The organism is Rhizobium sp. P2_G9, from assembly GCF_056403475.1.
Genome location: NZ_JBFUFK010000009.1, coordinates 146,786 through 163,561 on the forward strand (window position 1 = coordinate 146,786; position 16,776 = coordinate 163,561).

The following is a 16,776-nucleotide window of genomic DNA, read 5'->3' on the forward strand; positions in this document are numbered from 1 at the left end:
TCGTGCCCAAACTAGGATTAGAGATTTAATGAATCTTTGCGGTGACGTATGTTCCGCAAGGAACACGTTTTCGCTTCGTATCACGGTGAATTTACCGTTAATTTGAAGCAAAACTACAGAGCGTCAATTCGCATCGCTGTTCGGGATATGGCCGCGCTTGCCGCGGCCGAATGTGTAGCCGGTCTCGATGCTTTTCGTGCCGAATTTTCCGCGCAACTTGTCCATCGCCGCCTCGGCTGCAGCCCGTTTGCCTGCATCGCGGTCGATCAGGTCCGGCGGATCGGCATCGGCTGAATCGGCGAGATCGGTGACGCCGATCCCGAGCAACCGGTATTTCGTGCCGTCGACCTCCCTTTCGAGCAGCGACAGGCCCTCGCGGAAAATCCGGTCGGCCAGCTGGGTATGGGCCTCCAGCCGCCGGTTGCGGGTGCGGATCTTGAAATCCTGCGATTTGAGCTTCAGCACCACGGTATGGCCGGCGATCGCCGCCTTCTTCAGTCGATGCGAGACCTGTTCGGACAGCGCCCTCAGGATCGGCACGAGTTCGTCGAGCCGGGCATGGTCTTCGAAGAAGGTCGTCTCCGCCGAAACACTCTTTGCCTCATCATTGAGATGCACCTTGCGGTCATCGATGCCGCGCGACAGATTGAACAGCCGCTTGCCGATAATGCCGTAGCGGCGCATCAGATCGGTCTCCTCCATTTGCTGCAACTGGCCGATCTCGGTGATGCCGTCACGGGCAAGCGCCTCGGCGAAGGCCTTGCCGACGCCCCAGATCAGCGTCACCGGCTTGGTTCTCAGGAATTCGAATGCCTCTGCCTCGCCGATCACCGAAAAGCCGCGCGGCTTGTTCATGTCCGAGGCGACCTTGGCGAGGAACTTGCAATAGGAGAGGCCGGCGGAGACGGTGATGCCGACCTCGCGCTCGACACGCTGGGCGAATTTCGCCAGCGTCCGGGCCGGCGGATCGTGATGCAGCCGCTCGGTGCCGGCGAGATCGAGAAAGGCCTCGTCGATGGAGAGCGGCTGCACCAGCGGCGTCAGGTCCTGCATCATCCTGCGCACCTCGCGGCCGACACGGGCATATTTCTCCATGTCGGGCTTGATGACGATCGCTTCCGGGCAGGCTTCCAGCGCCTTGTACATCGGCATGGCGCTGCGCACGCCACGGATGCGGGCGATATAGCAGCAGGTCGAGACGACGCCGCGCTTTCCCCCGCCGACGATCACCGGCTTGTCGGCGAGCTCCGGATTGTCGCGCTTCTCTACCGAGGCGTAGAAGGCATCGCAATCGATATGGGCGACGCTGAGGCGGTTGAGCTCCGGATRGCGCAGCAGGCGAGGGCTGCCACAGGCGCGGCAACGCCGTGCCGTTCCCGAAGCCAGTCTCAGGCAATCGCGGCAAAAGCCCGGCGCATTTTCCGAATCCTGCATGTTCCCGCCCGGAACAAAGGTTGAACATCTGAACTTTACGCTCTAATCTTAAGCCACTCAAGTACCGGGAATCGTCATGAACGACTTTCACGCTTTGCCTTTGACCGCCGACCGCTGGGCGGATTTCGAAACCGTGTTCGGACCACAAGGCGCCTGCTATGGCTGCTGGTGCACGCATTTCCGCATCGCGTCATCCGAGCGCAAGCTGATGGATGGTGTAGCCAAGAAGGCATTCATGCATGCCCGGGTTGAAGCGGGTCCCCCACCAGGCGTTCTAGGCTATCTGGACGGCGTGCCCGTGGCTTGGGTCCAGGTCGGCCCGCGTACCGACGTGCCCAACTGGAATTCGCAGAAGACGGTATCGCGGCCATTGGATGATGCCGATGCGGCGGACAAGGGTATCTGGGCAGTGAGCTGCTTCTTCATGTCATCGAAGCAGCGCGGCAAGGGGCTGAGCCATCGCATGCTGTCCGAGGCGATCGTCTTTGCAGAAAAGAATGGCGCCCGATTGCTCGAAGCCTGTCCGATCGATCGGACCAAACAATCGAAATCCGTCGGCCTTTATGTCGGCTCGACCCGCATCTTCGAGGCGGCGGGATTTTCTCAAGTCGCACTTCGCAAGGACGGAAGGCCGTTGATGCGGTTGGCCTTGCAAAACGCCTAGACTCTCAGCTTGTCCTGAAATGTGCCCGGATCAATTCACCCGCATGCGTCCAGTCGCGCGCCTTGTGTACGCCCACGCCGGGATCGGGCGCCAATGCCTTGAAGGCCTCATTGGCCATCAGGTTGATCAGCAGGCAGGATGGGGCGTGTTCGCGCACGGAGTGCAGGTTGCGGGCGATATCGTCGAGGAACACCGATGGTACGAGTCGACTGCCGATCAGGCTGGCAGCGATCGGCCCCTTGGCTTCTTCAGTGGCGACAATCGGGTAGGGGAAGCCATGCAGGTCGAGCACAGTCCGCCGCACCATCTGGTGCCGTGGCGGCATAGAGGTGAGAAAGACGATATCGGCATCGTCCTCCAAGCCGGCCAAAGCAGCGCTCGCGCCCCTTGCCGGCATCTGCCATTTGTCCTGCGCGGAAAAGAAAGCCTCCAGGAAAGCGCCGATCTCTTCTTTCGTTGCTGGTATGTCGTCGGCGATGCGGCGCACATTGCCGTCCAGGTGGAATGAATCGGCATGCAGGCGATGATTGACCGAGGCGAGGTAGTTCTGGAACGGCACGATGAATTCCAGCACGACCTCGTCGACATCGCAGATGATCAGCGGCTTCTTCGAAAGCGCCAGCGTTTCAAGAATGTCGTTCACAGCCAGACGCCTTCGGTTGGCCCGGTGAAATGTTGATGACAGGCCTGAACCCATTCCACCTTGACATCGTTCTCCTGACAGAATTGCAGAAGAGTCGGCTCGTGGCTCATCAGGAAACCGGTCAAACCACCGTAAAAACCGGGATCGCCGATCATCCTGCGGATCGCGACGGGCTCGATGCCGGAGATCGACAGGAAGCGACCCATCAGCGAGGGCTCGTTCGACAGCCAGCCGAGGATGCTGACCGCCAGCTCCTCGGCGGTCTCATCGGTCGGGCGTTCGATTTTGGCGTTGCCTGGGATTTTCATGGTCGCATTACGTCTTTTTAAACTTAATCGGCATAGCGTACCTGACATGAATGATGAGAATTCGCGTGTCCACCTCTATATAGAGGTTATCCGACCGGCACGCAAAATCAGGGGTCTGAGCGAAGCGACATGCCCAAGCAGGTGATGATTGTCGAGGACAACGAGCTCAATATGAAGCTCTTCCGCGATCTGATAGAAGCTTCCGGCTACACGACGATCCAGACCCGCAACGGGATGGAAGCCCTTGATCTTGCGCGTAAATATCGCCCCGATCTGATCCTCATGGATATCCAGCTGCCGGAAGTCTCTGGCCTCGAGGTCACCAAATGGCTGAAGGAGGATGACGAACTGCATGTCATCCCGGTGATCGCGGTGACCGCGTTTGCGATGAAAGGCGATGAGGAGCGTATCCGCCAGGGCGGCTGCGAGGCCTATGTTTCCAAGCCGATCTCGGTGCCGAAATTCATCCAGACCATCAAGACCTATCTTGGCGACGCCTGACGGAGGGATGCTGAGATGACCGCACGTATCCTCGTCGTCGATGACATTCCGGCGAACGTCAAACTCCTGGAAGCACGGCTGCTGGCCGAATATTTCGAAGTGCTGACGGCTGGGAACGGCCATCAATGCCTCGACATCTGCAGCAAGGTCCCGGTCGATGTCATCCTGCTCGACGTCATGATGCCGGGCATCGATGGGTTTGAAGTCTGCGAACGGCTGAAGGCCAATCCCAGGACGTCGCATATTCCGGTGGTCATGGTGACCGCGCTCGACCAGCCAGCCGACCGCGTCCGCGGGCTCAAGGCCGGCGCCGACGATTTCCTCACCAAGCCGGTCAACGATATGCAGCTCATGGCGCGGGTGAAGAGCCTGGTGCGCCTCAAGATGCTCAGCGACGAACTGCGCCTGCGCGCCGAAACCGCCAGGACCATCGGCTTGGATGACGCGATGGCAGGCAGCGGCGACGCCGATGTGCCGCCGAGCGTCCTTCTCGTCGATGGCCGCGCCAATTCCCAGGAGCGGCTTGCCCGCACGCTGAAACCGATCGCCGAGGTTACCGCCCAGAGCGACCCGCAGGCCGCCGTCTTCGAGGCTGCCGAGGGGGCTTATGACCTGATCATCGTCAATTCGAATTTCGACGGCTATGATCCGCTCAGGCTCTGCTCGCAGCTGCGCTCGCTCGATCGGTCGCGTTTCATTCCCATTCTGCTGGTGGTCGACCAGGGCGGCGAGCCGATGGTGGTCCGGGCGCTGGAACTCGGCGTCAACGACTATATCCTGCGGCCGGTCGAGCCCAATGAACTGATCGTCCGCTGCCTGACCCAGATTCGCCGCAAGCGCTTCAACGATCAGCTCCGCGAGAGCGTGCAGCAGACGATCGAGCTTGCGGTGACCGACGGCCTGACGGGTCTCAACAACCGGCGCTATCTCGACAAGCATTTGAAAATGCTTTTCGATCGCTCGGTGGCACGCGGCCGGCCTCTGTCGATCTGCATCACCGATATCGACCGTTTCAAATCGGTCAACGACACCTATGGCCATGATGCCGGCGACGAAGTGCTGAGGGAATTCGCCAACCGCATCCGTTCGACCGTGCGCGGCGCCGACCTTGCCTGCCGTTACGGCGGCGAGGAATTCGTCGTGGTCATGCCGGACACACCGCCGGAAATGGCCGCTGCCGTTGCCGAACGGCTACGTACGATCGTCGAAATGAACCCTTTCAAATTGCGTCAGGCCGGCGTCGCGATCCAGATCACCGCATCGCTCGGAATATCGTCGACAGTGTGGGGCGCCGAATCTCCGGAACAATTGCTGAAGCAGGCCGATCGGGCGCTCTATGACGCCAAGCATAGCGGACGCAACAGAGTCGTCGCCGCTGCCGCCTGACAGGTTGTTTTTCTTTACAAAACTGACCATGCTAAAGTTATCCACAGCTTTGTTCAGCAGCCCGTGGAACGTTTATCTCGCTGTCCAATAGATCTGCAAAAGTTGTGAAAAATCAAATTAGCGCAATCTAATTCTACTAAAAAATGCAGCCTATGCTGTCCCTATCGCCTATATAGCGGTATCTTCAGGGTGCTTGATTCGCGCTATGAAAACAAGCGGATAGAAGATGTTCTTCGTTTACCTTGCTATGTTCTTGAAACAAAAGGGAAAGCTTTGTGTCGAAATTCTGTCAATTCTATTTTGACAGGGCTGCATTGCGAAAAATGCAAGCATTACAGTGCCTTTTCAGCCTGCGAACCCGCGATTTCGCTCGGTTGAAAAGCGGGGGTCAGGACAGGGGCGCCAACAACCCATTGATTTTCTCGCGATTCGTGATCATCCTATGTTCCAGAGGCAGAGAAAGCCTAAACGGTTCCTCTACCCCATGATGTTCAGGTCCGCCGCATCTCCTGTATCGTGGGGCCGGTCGGTCAGCAAGTAAATCCTGCGGAGTCCTCGTTCTGCTGTTACCCGCTGACCGACCCCCAATCTAAAACGCCATCGTTGTTTCGCAACGATGGCGTTTTCATATGGTGCTTGTTTCATGGCGGCACCGGCGTTAAAGCTGCAGCTGCAAACAACGCCACATCGACCCGAGTCCTTCAACTAGTCCACGGCTGCCGGATATTTATCCGACGGCGTCCGATGCCCTCGGCGTGATACCGTCTAGTTGGGGAATAGGAACAGCACGGTGTCGAGGTCGGCGAGATGGATTCCTTTCAAGGTCAGGCTGTCTGAACCAGCCTCGATCACCGTGTTGCCATGATCGCCATGGGCATGCGCTATAATGTCATCCATACTCCCAATGGCCCGCCATCCGCTGACCACTACTGCGTCGTCATTGGCATCATAGTCTTCGATGACGTCGTGACCCCAACCCGTACTGAAAGTGAAATAATCCCTGCCGTCGCCACCAAACAGTTGGTCATTTCCCTTGCCGCCCGACAGGTGATCGGCCCCTTGAGCGCCATTGAGGACGTTGTCGCCGGCGTTCCCGCTGATGTAGTTGTCCCCGGCATTTCCATTTCCAAAGATATCCGCCTTGCCAATCAGGGTCAGCGCTTCGACATTGTCGTTGAGGGTATAGGAGACCGTCGACTTGACCGTGTCGATGCTCTGGTCCGCCTGTTCCGTCAGATGATATTTCGCATTGTCGGTGATGAGCGTATCGTTACCGGCGCCGCCGATGATTGCGCCTTTGAGGATGCCGCCGCGATTGTCGAACGTGCCACCGCCATCGCCGAAGCTGACATCGCCCCTGATCGTGCCGTCGTTGATCAGGGTTGAAGTTGCCGTTCCGGATTGGAATGCCGTGCCGCTGCTGCCGATGAGGAGCCCATGGTTTATGAATGTGGTGCCGGCACCGACATTCGTCCTCAAAGCGTAATCATTGCCGGTAATGACGCCATCCTTTCCGTTGACCACCAGGCCCTTGTCGCCTTCGAAATCCACGCCGCCGCCGTCACCAGTGATCAGGCCGTCGTTTTGGATATGCGTGCCGGTGCCGGCTGAGACGAGAATTCCGGCTGAGCCAAGCCCGCCCACGATCTCGCCGCTGTTGGTTATGCGATTGGCGTCGCCGCTCAGGAATATCGCCCCGTATCTGCTCGAGACGTGGCCCGTTTCGCCGACGCTCACAATGTCGCGGGCGCCGACGATGTTTATAGCGGATCCTTCGTTCTGCAACCAACCATCGACAAGATAAGTGTTGTCGTGGACGTCCGCCGGGCCTTTTGTCGATTCTGAGATACCCGATACGGCCGTCGCATGCTTGTTGATGTGGATGCTGTTGTTGGCACTGTCAAATGCGATGGGGGCGTCTTCAAAACCATTGATCTCTGTCGTGAACATGGCAGTTCCTCTGAATTCTATCGGGGCGGAAAGTGTGGCTTCAGCGAGAGCGACGCACTGAACGCGTGTTGCTTTCAGATTGTGAACAGGAAGTCGCTGCTCGTCAGCTCGGCCTTGGAAAGGCCCTGGATCAGCAGGCTGTCGTGACCGGCCTTGATAAGCACGCCGCCGTCCTGGTCGTGCGCGTGATTCATCACCTCGGTGAAGCTGTCCATGGCAAGCCACGCACCGAGAGCGATCGAATCTTCCGTCTGCGTGAAGTCGGTGATCGTGTCATGCCCTCCGCCGGTTGCAAAGAGGAAGGTATCGGTGCCGGCGCCTCCGGTCATGACGTCATTGCCCTTGCCGCCGGACAGTGCGTCGCCGCCGCCTGTATCCGTCAGCCGGTTGTTGCCGGCATTGCCGCGGAGGATATCGCCACCGTCATTGCCGGTCGCATCGATATCACCCTTGCCGAGCAGAAAGAGAATCTCGACATTCTCGGGAAGCGTGTAGCTGACGGTGGATTTCACCGTGTCCAGGCCGCCATTGGGGTCTTCCATGAGCGTATAATGAGCGTTGTCGGTGATGAGGGTGTCGTCGCCATTGCCACCGACAATGGAGCCGATGATCGTGCCGCCGCGGGTATCGATCCGGTCGTCGCCGAAGCCGAGCATCACTGTGCCCCTCAGGACACCGTCATTGACAACCGTGTCACTCCCGTCGGAGCCGAAATATGCGTCCTCACCCACTGGCGTGCGAACGATACCGTGATTGATGAACGTTTCTGACGTGCCCGCTGCCGATTCCAAATCGACACCAGACGCAGAACTATATATCCGCCCACCCACCTCGTTGATAACAGTCGTGCCAGGTGCACCAAAGCCGGAAATACCCCGGGACGCGTCGACCAAACCATAGTTGTGAATGACTGCATCGTTGCTGCTGTCGCAGATGATGCCATAACCATCGACCGAAACGACATTCCCCCGATTGGTGACCGCCGTTCCATCACCATGGACGGTAAGGCCGAAATACCCGGAAACCTCTCCTTGAACGCCGATATTGATCTGATCGTTGCTTCCAAAGGTCTCGATACCTTTGTAATATCCGATGATGCGCCCGTCGAGATTGAATGTGTTGTTTTCCAGGGGCGGCGTGTCTTGCCTTTCGTAGATGGCACCGACAGCCGTGTCGGGGTCAGTATAGCCGAACCCGACTACGGTCGCATCCTCGCCAATATCGTAAGTATTTCCGGACGTGACGACATGGATGGATCCGTCATGAAATCCGTTGATGTTCTTGGTTGCCATGAGGCATCCTCCTCAAACGTTGATAGTCTCGTGCCATGGCTTGAGACCGGTGTCAGCGCGCCACCAGTGGCGGCCGTGGCGACTGCCTCCATGGGAGTGACGGCTTCAAAACAGGAATTCGTTACTTGATGGCCCCAGATCCGCCTTGTGCATATTCTCGATCACGAGCGTGTCGTGGCCGGCGGTGATCCAGACATCGGTGCCGTGGTCGGAGGCGTGGTTGAAAAGCTGTGAAAAGTTCCTGATGGCGGTCCAGCCACCAAGATGGATGAAGTCGCCCGCGCCAGGCAGGAAATCCTCAACCGTATCTTTGCCATAGCCGGTCCCGAAGACGAAGGTGTCGTCTCCATCACCGCCAAACAAGCTGTCATTGCCTTTGCCGCCCGACAGGATATCCGCTCCACCAAGCCCGCTCAGCGAATTCCGGCCATCGTTGCCCTGCAGCACATTTAGCCCGTCGGTCCCCTGACCGGAGATATCTGCCTTGCCGATCAGGATAAGCCGCTCGATATTGGCGTCGAGCGTGTAGGACACGGTCGACTTGACGGTGTCTGTACCCTGGTTGGCAGCCTCGCTCAGGTGATCGTTGACATTGTCGGTGATCAGCGTGTCGTTGCCAGTTCCGCCGATAATGGCGCCGTTGACGACGCCGCCACGGTTGTCAAACGTGTTGACCCCGCTGCCGAATGCGACGCTACCTTCGATCGTGCCATCGTTGACGAGATGTGCCTTCGAACCCGAGAACACGATGGCCTGGCCACTGCTGCCGATCAGCAGCCCGTGATTGATCACGCGGACGACTTCAGTCTCGGAACTCGGAATCTCGATAGCAGATCTGTCGCCGGCTATGACACCGTCACGGCCGTTGACGATAGTCCCCCGCTCGCTTTCAAAGCCGATCGCGACGGTACCCGTGATCATGCCATCATTGCTGAGGCGCGAGCCTGTGCCTGGCCCTATATAGACGCCATAGCTGCCAGTGCTGCCCGAAATCTCGCCGCTATTGCTCAACCTGCTGGCGTCGCCAGCCAGCCAAACTCCCCAGTAGCCACCATAAACACTGCCGGTATCGCCGATTGTCACGTCGTCGCGCGCGCCGATGGCAAACAATCCCGCGGCACTGTCGACGAGTCGTCCGTCGATGACATAGGTATTGTCGTGAATATCGGCGGCGTGACGGGAGTCTTCGGTCAATGCCGCTTGTTCGGGGACATCGACAACTTTTCCCTCTATGACGGCTCCGCTTTCTCCGACGTGAATGGTATTGCCTGCGGTTTTGATGAGGATAGGACCGTATTCGGTATCAACAATGTTTCTTTTGGACATGTCTGATTTCCAATTCGCGGATGATCATTGACAGCGCGGAGACTACGCCGGCTGCGTACTCGCCTCAGAACTTGAATGCGAAACCGTCGTCAGCCAAATCGGCCTTGGTGAAGCCGAAAAGCAGCAGGCTGTCGTGACCGAGTTTGATGAGCAGCCCTTCATCACTGTTATGTGCGTGACTGAGGACATCGGCCAGGTTGTCGATGCCCTTCCAGTTGGTGATGTCGAGGATGTCGGAGAATTCCGTATAGTCCATAACCTGGTCGTGCCCGTCACCGGTGGAAAACACGAACGTATCGGCTGCATCGGATGTACCTTGGTGGTCGCCGCTCAGTTCGTCATTGCCCTTTCCGCCCGCCAAAGTGTCGGCGCCGTTTCCACCCACCAGCCTGTTGTCGCTATCGTTGCCGATAAGCGTGTCGGCACTCGCGGTTCCTGTGCCGTTGATATTGCCCTTGCCGATCAGGATCAGCGTCTCGACATTGTCCGACAGTTTGTAGCTGACCGTGGCTTCCACCGTGTCGGCGCCGCCACCAACCTCTTCCGTGAGCTTGTATTTGGCATTGTCGGTGACCAACAGATCGTCACCGCCCTGGCCGACAATGGAGCCGTGAATCGTGCCGCCTCGCGTATCCAGAACGTCCTTGCCGTCACCGAGCTCAATGTCGCCGTCCACGACGCCGTCATTGACGATGGTGTCATCGCCCGCACCGCCGTCCACGGCGCAGTCGACGGCACTGTGGACGAGGCCATGATTGACGAGCCTGCTCGCCCCGGAGCCCATGTACATGCCTTCATCGAGCCCATAAATGCGTCCCTTGGCGCCATTGACTATAGTCGTTCCGCCTGAAGACTCGTCATCAAATGCCATCTCACCGATGATCGTGCCGAAATTTTCCAACCGGGAATGTGAACCGACGTCATAAACCGCGGTCGCCTTTGTAGAGATTATCTGACCGTGGTTGGTTATGAGCGAGCCGTCGCCGTGCGCATTGATGGCATCGGCTCCCGAAACTTTGCCATGGACGCCGACACTGATCCTGTCGCGAATTCCATAAGACACAACGCCCGATCCGTAGCCGATGACGCGACCGTCGATGTGGTAGCTATTGTCGCTGACAACTGGCGTCACATTCGGATCTTCAAAAATGGCGCCGGGCCCTCCTCCCTCGGGGAAATCGCCTGTGGCGATGACGGTCGCATTCTCGCTGATCTCATAAGTATTTCCCGAGGTCGTGATGCCGATCGAGCCGTTCTGCAATCCTGTTATAGTCGTGCGCGCCATGAGGCGTTCCTTTCAAACGCTGACATGTTGACCTGTCGCCCCACCGGCCGGTGATGTGGGACAGGCAGCGATGTCGGGAGAATGATAATTGTCGGCCAACAGCCTGCGTCGAGGTCCGCGTCAAGACGCAGACATGTCAAGCGCGTTAAGCTGCCGGATTTTGCAGGCTAGTCATTCGCGAATCGAAAATCCGCGGCCTGCAGATCAGCTGTCGCCGTGTCCTCCAGAGTGATCACGTCGCCATGGCCAAGGGTGATGAGCACGTCGCCGTGATGCTCTTCGAGGTAATGCTTCTTGAGGTTTGACAAATCGCCGATCTCGAGGAAATTCGAGAGGTTGATGATGTCGTGCCCTTTTCCGTTTGCGGTAAAATCCCGAATCGTGTCGTGGCCGGTCCCTTTGTCGAACTCGAAATCATCTGCTCCAGCGCCGCCAAAAAGGACATCATTGCCCTTGCCGCCGGATAGAGCATCGTCGCCGCCGCGGCCTTTCAGGATGTTATTGCCCCTGTTGCCGAAGATACTATTGCCTTCCGCATTGCCGATACCACTGGTCCTAGCCGAGCCGAGCAGGAAGAGGCTCTCGAAATTGGCGCCGAGCGTGAAGCTGACGGTTGAATGGACTGCATCATTCGTGCCACCTGTCGCGTCCTCGATTAGGTTGGCATCAGCGTTGTCGACGAAATAGATGTCGTTGCCGGTGCCACCTTCGATCAGACCGTCGACCGTGCCACCGCGATTGTCGAACACGTCTTGGCCATCGGCTAGGAGCACATTGCCGCTGATAGTGCCGTGGTTGGTGATGATCTCCCGCTCATCGCCGCCAACGATAGTGCCGCTGATCGCACCGTTATTGGTGATCCTGGACATCTGGCTGCCGTCAGTCACCCCGGAGAGATCGATGCTGGTGTCGCCGTCTATCTTGGCAAATTCGGCATTGATCAGGGTCAGACCATAGGTCAATCCGACAACCGCGTTCTCGGCGTCCAACGTGCTGATGTTCAGGATCGACGTGCCAAGGCTTTCGTTGCGGATACCATCCGCCGTCGCGACGATCTGGCCCTTGTTGACGACTACGTTACCATCGGCGACACTGCCGGAGCCGTCGTTGTCGAGCCAAAGTCCGATATTGCCGGTGATAATGCTGTCGAAACCTGCGGTAATGGTATTGTCCATGCCTCGGATCAGCAGGCCGCTGCCGCCGATCACATGGATCTCGCCCTCGACATCGATCGCATCGGAGTGGAAGTCAGGGCTTTGGAGAATGCCGCTGCTATTACTGACATTGATGGTATCGCCCTTGGCAAGGTTGATCGTCGAATCCGAGTCGGCGATTTCGTAGGTCGAACTGCGGTTGCCGATATTGCGCGTGAAACCCATTTCACTACTCCAGAATTCGTGCAAGCATCGCAACGGCCACAGGTCGCCCTGCGCGACGAGGTGCTCGCCGCCCATGGGATGAGCCGAGGATGTTCAGTTCATTGCCGGCGGTCGACGGATTTGGCCCAGGTGCCTGCACCTCGGTGCATGTCGAGCGTCGCCTTCTTTTCCAACGTCCGTGGGCCATCGCCCTTGCTGTGGATCGCTGCTGCCGGTTGCATATCGGTCAGAAATCAACACGGCAAGCCGGTTTCCAGACGTGGTTTCACTCTGTTGCGCTTTCTGTACGCAACATGCGCTATCTGTCCTTCTGCCGCAGTCAGTTTTTGTGTCAGACTACAAATCGTGGGGTCTGTGTGCCGTTAGGACGATGGGGTTCCGATCAGATCCGAGGCGCCCCTCGGAAATCGCAAACCTCGGGCGAATACCCCTTCTAACCGATCAATCACTCAAATGTGAAATTCGAAACTTCAACGAGAACCGTCAAGTCGCCAGTGGTGCCTGAGTTTCGGCAAGCACTCCCGCGCGAGTGAGAACCTGCACATGCCGGACACGGGTCACTGGGAATGCAGGCTACGCATGTTTGATGGGGACAGTGCCGATGATCGAAATAGGACAATCGCTATTCGACAACTTCACGTCGATGGAGATCCGATATCCGGAGGGACGTAGCGCCGGTCTTGGCGCACAACAAAGATACGAGGCGATCAACAACCATGTCTCCTACCGTCTGAAAGATCGGGGCGCCCGCAGGGATGCATCCGGACCGCTCAGTTTGCTCGGTATGCGTCCGGCCGGCAGTTTGGCGCTAGGCTACAACAGGGATCACTATGCGACCGATATTCGCGTTGACGGCGAGGGACTGGCAAAATACTGCTTCGTCCTGACCACAAGTGGCGCGCTCGAAATGTCGTTGGGCGGATTGGCGCCCGTCGTCGGCGATCGACAGCGTGGACTGATCTATGAAGGTCGCCAGCAACGACATTTCGAGACCGTCGAAAATACCGCCCGGATATTGATGTGGGTGGAGGCTTCGCGATTTGAACGGGCCTTGGTCGCCGGCATGGATGAAGCTCTGCTCGACAAACTGGAATTCGAGAGCCAGATCGACTGGAGCGGCGCCGCTGCTGCTGCTGCTGTACGGCGATCGATCGAATATTTCGTGTCTGAATTGAACGATCCGCACGGGCTTGCAAGCATACCCACAGCGCTCGAGGCATTTACCGACAGCCTGGTTCATCTGATGCTGAATGCGCTGCCGCACAATTATACCGAACGGATGAAGCGCTCCGTGGCGTCACCCGTTCCGGCGCATCTTCGGCGCGCGATTGCTTTCATGCATGCCTCGGCCGACCTGCCTGTGACGATGGCTGATGTCGCAGTCGCCGCAGGATGCGGCACACGCACATTGCTGAACGCCTTTCGCCGCTTCCGCGATACGACGCCGCTGGCGGCACTACACGACATTCGCCTTCAACACGCCAGAAAGGCTTTGCTTGCCGATTCCGACAGTCAATCCGTCTCGAACATCGCCAGGCGCTTTGGATTTTCCAATCCGTCACGATTTGCTGTGGCCTATGGAAAGCGCTTTGGTGAAACGCCCAGAGAAACACGGGCGGCGGACCTGCGTGACTGAGCTATCGTGAGGCGTTTTCTACTTCCTGAGATTCTTCTCGGGCATGTTGGCATGGAAATGGGCGTAGATCTGCCGCGCCACGGTTTCCGAAATGCCGGGCACGGAGAGCAGATCGGGAATGCCGGCGCGCGACACGGCCTTGGCCGTGCCGAAATGCTGCAGCAGTGCCCGCTTGCGGGTTGGGCCGATGCCGGACACTTCATCGAGCGGGTTCTTGACCATTTCCTTCTTGCGCCGGGCGCGATGCGAGCCGATGGCGAAGCGGTGCGCCTCGTCGCGCAGCCGCTGGATGAAATAAAGCACGGGGTCACGTGGCGGCAGCGTGAAGGACGGCTTGCCCTCGGGGAAAAAGCGCTCACGGCCGGCGTCGCGGTCGACGCCCTTGGCGACGCCGATGGCTGTGACGCTGTCAGTGATGTCGAGTTCGGCGAGGATGGCGCGCACCGCGGTCATCTGTCCCTGACCGCCGTCGATCAGGATCACGTCGGGCCAGGCTGGAATGGTGTCGTCTTCGACCGGCGGCAGGCTGCGATCCGGCTTGCCGTTCTCCTTGATCAGCCGCGAGAAGCGGCGTGTCATCACTTCGCGCATCATGCCGAAGTCGTCGCCAGGCGTCAGCTCTTCCGACTTGATGTTGAACTTGCGGTATTGGCTTTTGAGGAAACCATCCGGGCCGGCCACGACCATGCCGCCGACGGCATTGGTACCCATGATATGCGAGTTATCGTAGATCTCGATGCGGCGCGGCGGGTAGGGCAGGGCGAAGGTCTCGGCGAGGCCGGACAACAGCCGCGATTGCGATGAGGTCTCGGCGAGCTTGCGGCCATGCGCCTCGCGCGCATTGGCGAGCGCATGGTCGACGACCTCGCGTTTGTCGCCGCGCTGCGGTGCGGCGATATGCACCCGGAAGCCGGCGCGTTCGGTCAGCGCGTCCGACAGCAGTTGCATTTCCTCGATTTGCTCGGAGAGCAGGATCTGCCGTGGGCAGGGCTTGTCGTCATAGAACTGCGCCAGGAAGGCATTCAGCACCTCGTCGCCGGTCAGCGACGGATCGGCTTTGGGGAAATAGGCGCGGTTACCCCAGTTCTGGCCGGTGCGGTAGAAGAACACCTGAATGCAGGAGAGCCCGCCCTCGTGGTGGATGGCAAAGACGTCCGCTTCCTCGATCGTGGCGAGGTTGATGCCCTGGTGGCTCTGCACATGAGAAAGTGCTGCCAGCCGGTCGCGATAGACAGCGGCACGCTCGAAATCGAGTTCCTCCGACGCCTGGTTCATCGCCTCGGCGATGCCAGACTTGACGTTCTGGCTCTTGCCGGAGAGGAAGTCGCGCGCCTCGGCGACCAGGGTGTTGTACGCCTCGTCGGAGACCTCGTGTGTGCAGGGGCCGGCACAGCGCTTGATCTGGTAGAGCAGGCAAGGCCGGGTGCGGCTCTCGAACACCGAGTCGGTGCAGGTCCGGAGCAGGAAGGCCCGCTGCAGCGAATTGATGGTTCGGCCGACGGCGGTGGCCGAGGCAAACGGGCCGAAATAGTCGCCTTTTCGCACGCGCGCGCCGCGATGCTTCATGATCGCCGGCGCCCGATGGCTGCCGGAGATCAGGATATAAGGAAACGATTTGTCGTCGCGCAGCAGCACGTTGAATTTCGGCCGCAAGCGCTTGATCAGATTCGCTTCGAGCAGCAGCGCTTCGGTCTCGGTGCGGGTGATGACGAATTCCATATTCGCCGTCTCGCGCACCATCCGGCCGATACGGTTGGAATGCACCCGTCCCGCGGCATAGTTGCCGACGCGCTTCTTCAGCGACCGCGCCTTGCCGACATAGAGCACGTCGCCATCCGCATTCAGCATGCGGTAGACGCCGGGGCTGTTGGGCAATTGCTTGACGAATTCGCCGATCAGCTCGATGCCGGTCAGGCCGGTTTCGGGCAATGGCGTCTCCCGCCAGGCGATATCGGGACCTTTGGCCGTGGGAATATCGACGTCGGCTTCGACGATATCGTCGTCATCGTCTTCGGTCACGTTCTCGTCGTATAAAATGCCGCCGTCATCGGGCGTGCGCGGGGTCATTCTCTATTCTCCAAAACGTCCGGCGTCCGCCATGCAAGATGCTGGCCGCCATCCAGCGCGATCATCTGTCCGGTGATCGACGGCGTGTCAAAGAGAAACCGGATGGTCTGACCAAATTCCGGCAGCATCGGCCCGGCCTTCAATATAAGCCCTTCGACCTGCTCTGCAAAATCCTCATCCGTCTGGCGGCTGTTCCGGAGGGTTGGGCCGGGGCCGATGGCATTGACGCGAATGCGCGGCGCCAGCGCCTGCGCCAGAGTTTTGGTCGCCGTCCAGAGCGTCGCCTTCGACAAGGTATAGGAATAGAAATCCGGCCGGAGTTTCCAGACCCGCTGGTCGATGATGTTGACGACGAGACCATGCCGTTCCTCGGGCAACTGCCGGGCAAAATGGCCGATCAGCACCGATGGCGCTTTCACATGCAGCGCAAAATGCAGATCGAAGGTCTCAGATGAGAACTCGGCAACCGAATCTCGCTGAAACACGGAGGCATTGTTGACCAGCAATCCAAGCGGCCCAATCCCGTCGATAGCCGCTGCGACAATCCGCGCACAATCCTCCATCTTGGTGAGATCGCCGCTGACCACCATCGCCTTGCCGCCGTCGGCGCGGATTTCCGCAGCCAGGGCCTCGGCTTCTGCAGTGGAAGTGTGGCTGTGGATCGCCACCGCAAAGTCATGGTGGGCAAGATCGCGCACCATTGCCGCGCCTATTCTCGTAGCTCCGCCTGTGACCAGAGCGGTCTTCAGTTTTTCGGTGGTCAATCCGCTGCCCCGGGAATCGTTTAAATTGTCGGACCAAAAGATATAGCGATGCGAAGCCTTGTCAAAAAGGCGGGATAGTCAAATTTTTAACCATAATATATTTCGAGATACGATAGGAATAAATAAGTAAATAATCTTAGT

General features: G+C 58.6%; 14 protein-coding genes. 4 read left to right on the forward strand and 10 right to left on the reverse strand.

Annotated elements, in window-relative coordinates; translation table 11 throughout:
• Positions 1-123: 123 nt before the first annotated feature.
• The gene (locus AC1DYF_RS09855) at positions 124-1,434 is read right to left on the reverse strand and encodes a DNA polymerase IV (RefSeq protein ID WP_477876534.1); all 1,311 of its coding nucleotides are present in this window, start codon (positions 1,432-1,434) and stop codon (positions 124-126) included.
• A 76-nt stretch (positions 1,435-1,510) separates the two neighbouring features.
• Here AC1DYF_RS09855 and AC1DYF_RS09860 point away from each other — a divergent pair, with 76 nt between their 5' ends.
• Positions 1,511-2,098: a GNAT family N-acetyltransferase gene (locus tag AC1DYF_RS09860; protein WP_477876535.1), complete on the forward strand. Its 588-nt coding sequence runs from the start codon at positions 1,511-1,513 to the stop codon at positions 2,096-2,098.
• A gap of 4 nt (positions 2,099-2,102) precedes the next feature.
• Here the strand turns inward: AC1DYF_RS09860 and AC1DYF_RS09865 are convergent, their stop codons facing one another.
• Positions 2,103-2,741, reverse strand: coding sequence for a hypothetical protein (locus AC1DYF_RS09865; protein ID WP_477876536.1), 639 nt, complete (start codon positions 2,739-2,741; stop codon positions 2,103-2,105).
• A complete protein-coding gene (locus tag AC1DYF_RS09870) occupies positions 2,738-3,097 on the reverse strand; it encodes a DUF3572 domain-containing protein (RefSeq protein ID WP_477876537.1) in 360 nt (119 codons plus the stop codon). Before AC1DYF_RS09870 ends, AC1DYF_RS09865 begins: the two co-directional genes overlap by 4 nt.
• Positions 3,098-3,178: 81 nt before the next feature.
• Between AC1DYF_RS09870 and AC1DYF_RS09875 the strand changes: the two genes are divergently transcribed.
• The gene (locus AC1DYF_RS09875) at positions 3,179-3,550 is read left to right on the forward strand and encodes a response regulator (protein WP_477876538.1); all 372 of its coding nucleotides are present in this window, start codon (positions 3,179-3,181) and stop codon (positions 3,548-3,550) included.
• Positions 3,551-3,565: 15 nt separating this feature from the next.
• Positions 3,566-4,936 (forward strand): PleD family two-component system response regulator, encoded by a 1,371-nt coding sequence (locus AC1DYF_RS09880; protein ID WP_477876539.1) that lies wholly within the window; start codon positions 3,566-3,568, stop codon positions 4,934-4,936.
• Between the two features lie 765 nt (positions 4,937-5,701).
• Here the strand turns inward: AC1DYF_RS09880 and AC1DYF_RS09885 are convergent.
• From AC1DYF_RS09885 to AC1DYF_RS09905, 5 genes are all read right to left on the reverse strand, one after another.
• Positions 5,702-6,886: a calcium-binding protein gene (locus AC1DYF_RS09885; protein WP_477876540.1), complete on the reverse strand. Its 1,185-nt coding sequence runs from the start codon at positions 6,884-6,886 to the stop codon at positions 5,702-5,704.
• A gap of 74 nt (positions 6,887-6,960) precedes the next feature.
• Positions 6,961-8,178, reverse strand: a complete 1,218-nt coding sequence (locus tag AC1DYF_RS09890) for a calcium-binding protein (protein WP_477876541.1) — start codon at positions 8,176-8,178, stop codon at positions 6,961-6,963.
• A gap of 105 nt (positions 8,179-8,283) precedes the next feature.
• Positions 8,284-9,504, reverse strand: a complete 1,221-nt coding sequence (locus AC1DYF_RS09895; RefSeq protein ID WP_477876542.1) for a calcium-binding protein — start codon at positions 9,502-9,504, stop codon at positions 8,284-8,286.
• A gap of 64 nt (positions 9,505-9,568) precedes the next feature.
• Positions 9,569-10,789, reverse strand: a complete 1,221-nt coding sequence (locus AC1DYF_RS09900; RefSeq protein WP_477876543.1) for a calcium-binding protein — start codon at positions 10,787-10,789, stop codon at positions 9,569-9,571.
• A 167-nt stretch (positions 10,790-10,956) separates the two neighbouring features.
• The gene (locus AC1DYF_RS09905) at positions 10,957-12,168 is read right to left on the reverse strand and encodes a calcium-binding protein (protein ID WP_477876544.1); all 1,212 of its coding nucleotides are present in this window, start codon (positions 12,166-12,168) and stop codon (positions 10,957-10,959) included.
• Positions 12,169-12,769: 601 nt separating this feature from the next.
• Between AC1DYF_RS09905 and AC1DYF_RS09910 the strand changes: the two genes are divergently transcribed.
• A complete protein-coding gene (locus tag AC1DYF_RS09910; protein ID WP_477876545.1) occupies positions 12,770-13,804 on the forward strand; it encodes an AraC family transcriptional regulator in 1,035 nt (344 codons plus the stop codon).
• Between the two features lie 18 nt (positions 13,805-13,822).
• Here AC1DYF_RS09910 and uvrC read toward each other — a convergent pair whose 3' ends face one another.
• A complete protein-coding gene (uvrC, locus tag AC1DYF_RS09915) occupies positions 13,823-15,871 on the reverse strand; it encodes an excinuclease ABC subunit UvrC (RefSeq protein ID WP_477876546.1) in 2,049 nt (682 codons plus the stop codon).
• Positions 15,868-16,635, reverse strand: a complete 768-nt coding sequence (locus tag AC1DYF_RS09920; protein ID WP_477876547.1) for an SDR family oxidoreductase — start codon at positions 16,633-16,635, stop codon at positions 15,868-15,870. Before AC1DYF_RS09920 ends, uvrC begins: the two co-directional genes overlap by 4 nt.
• Positions 16,636-16,776 lie beyond the last annotated feature (141 nt).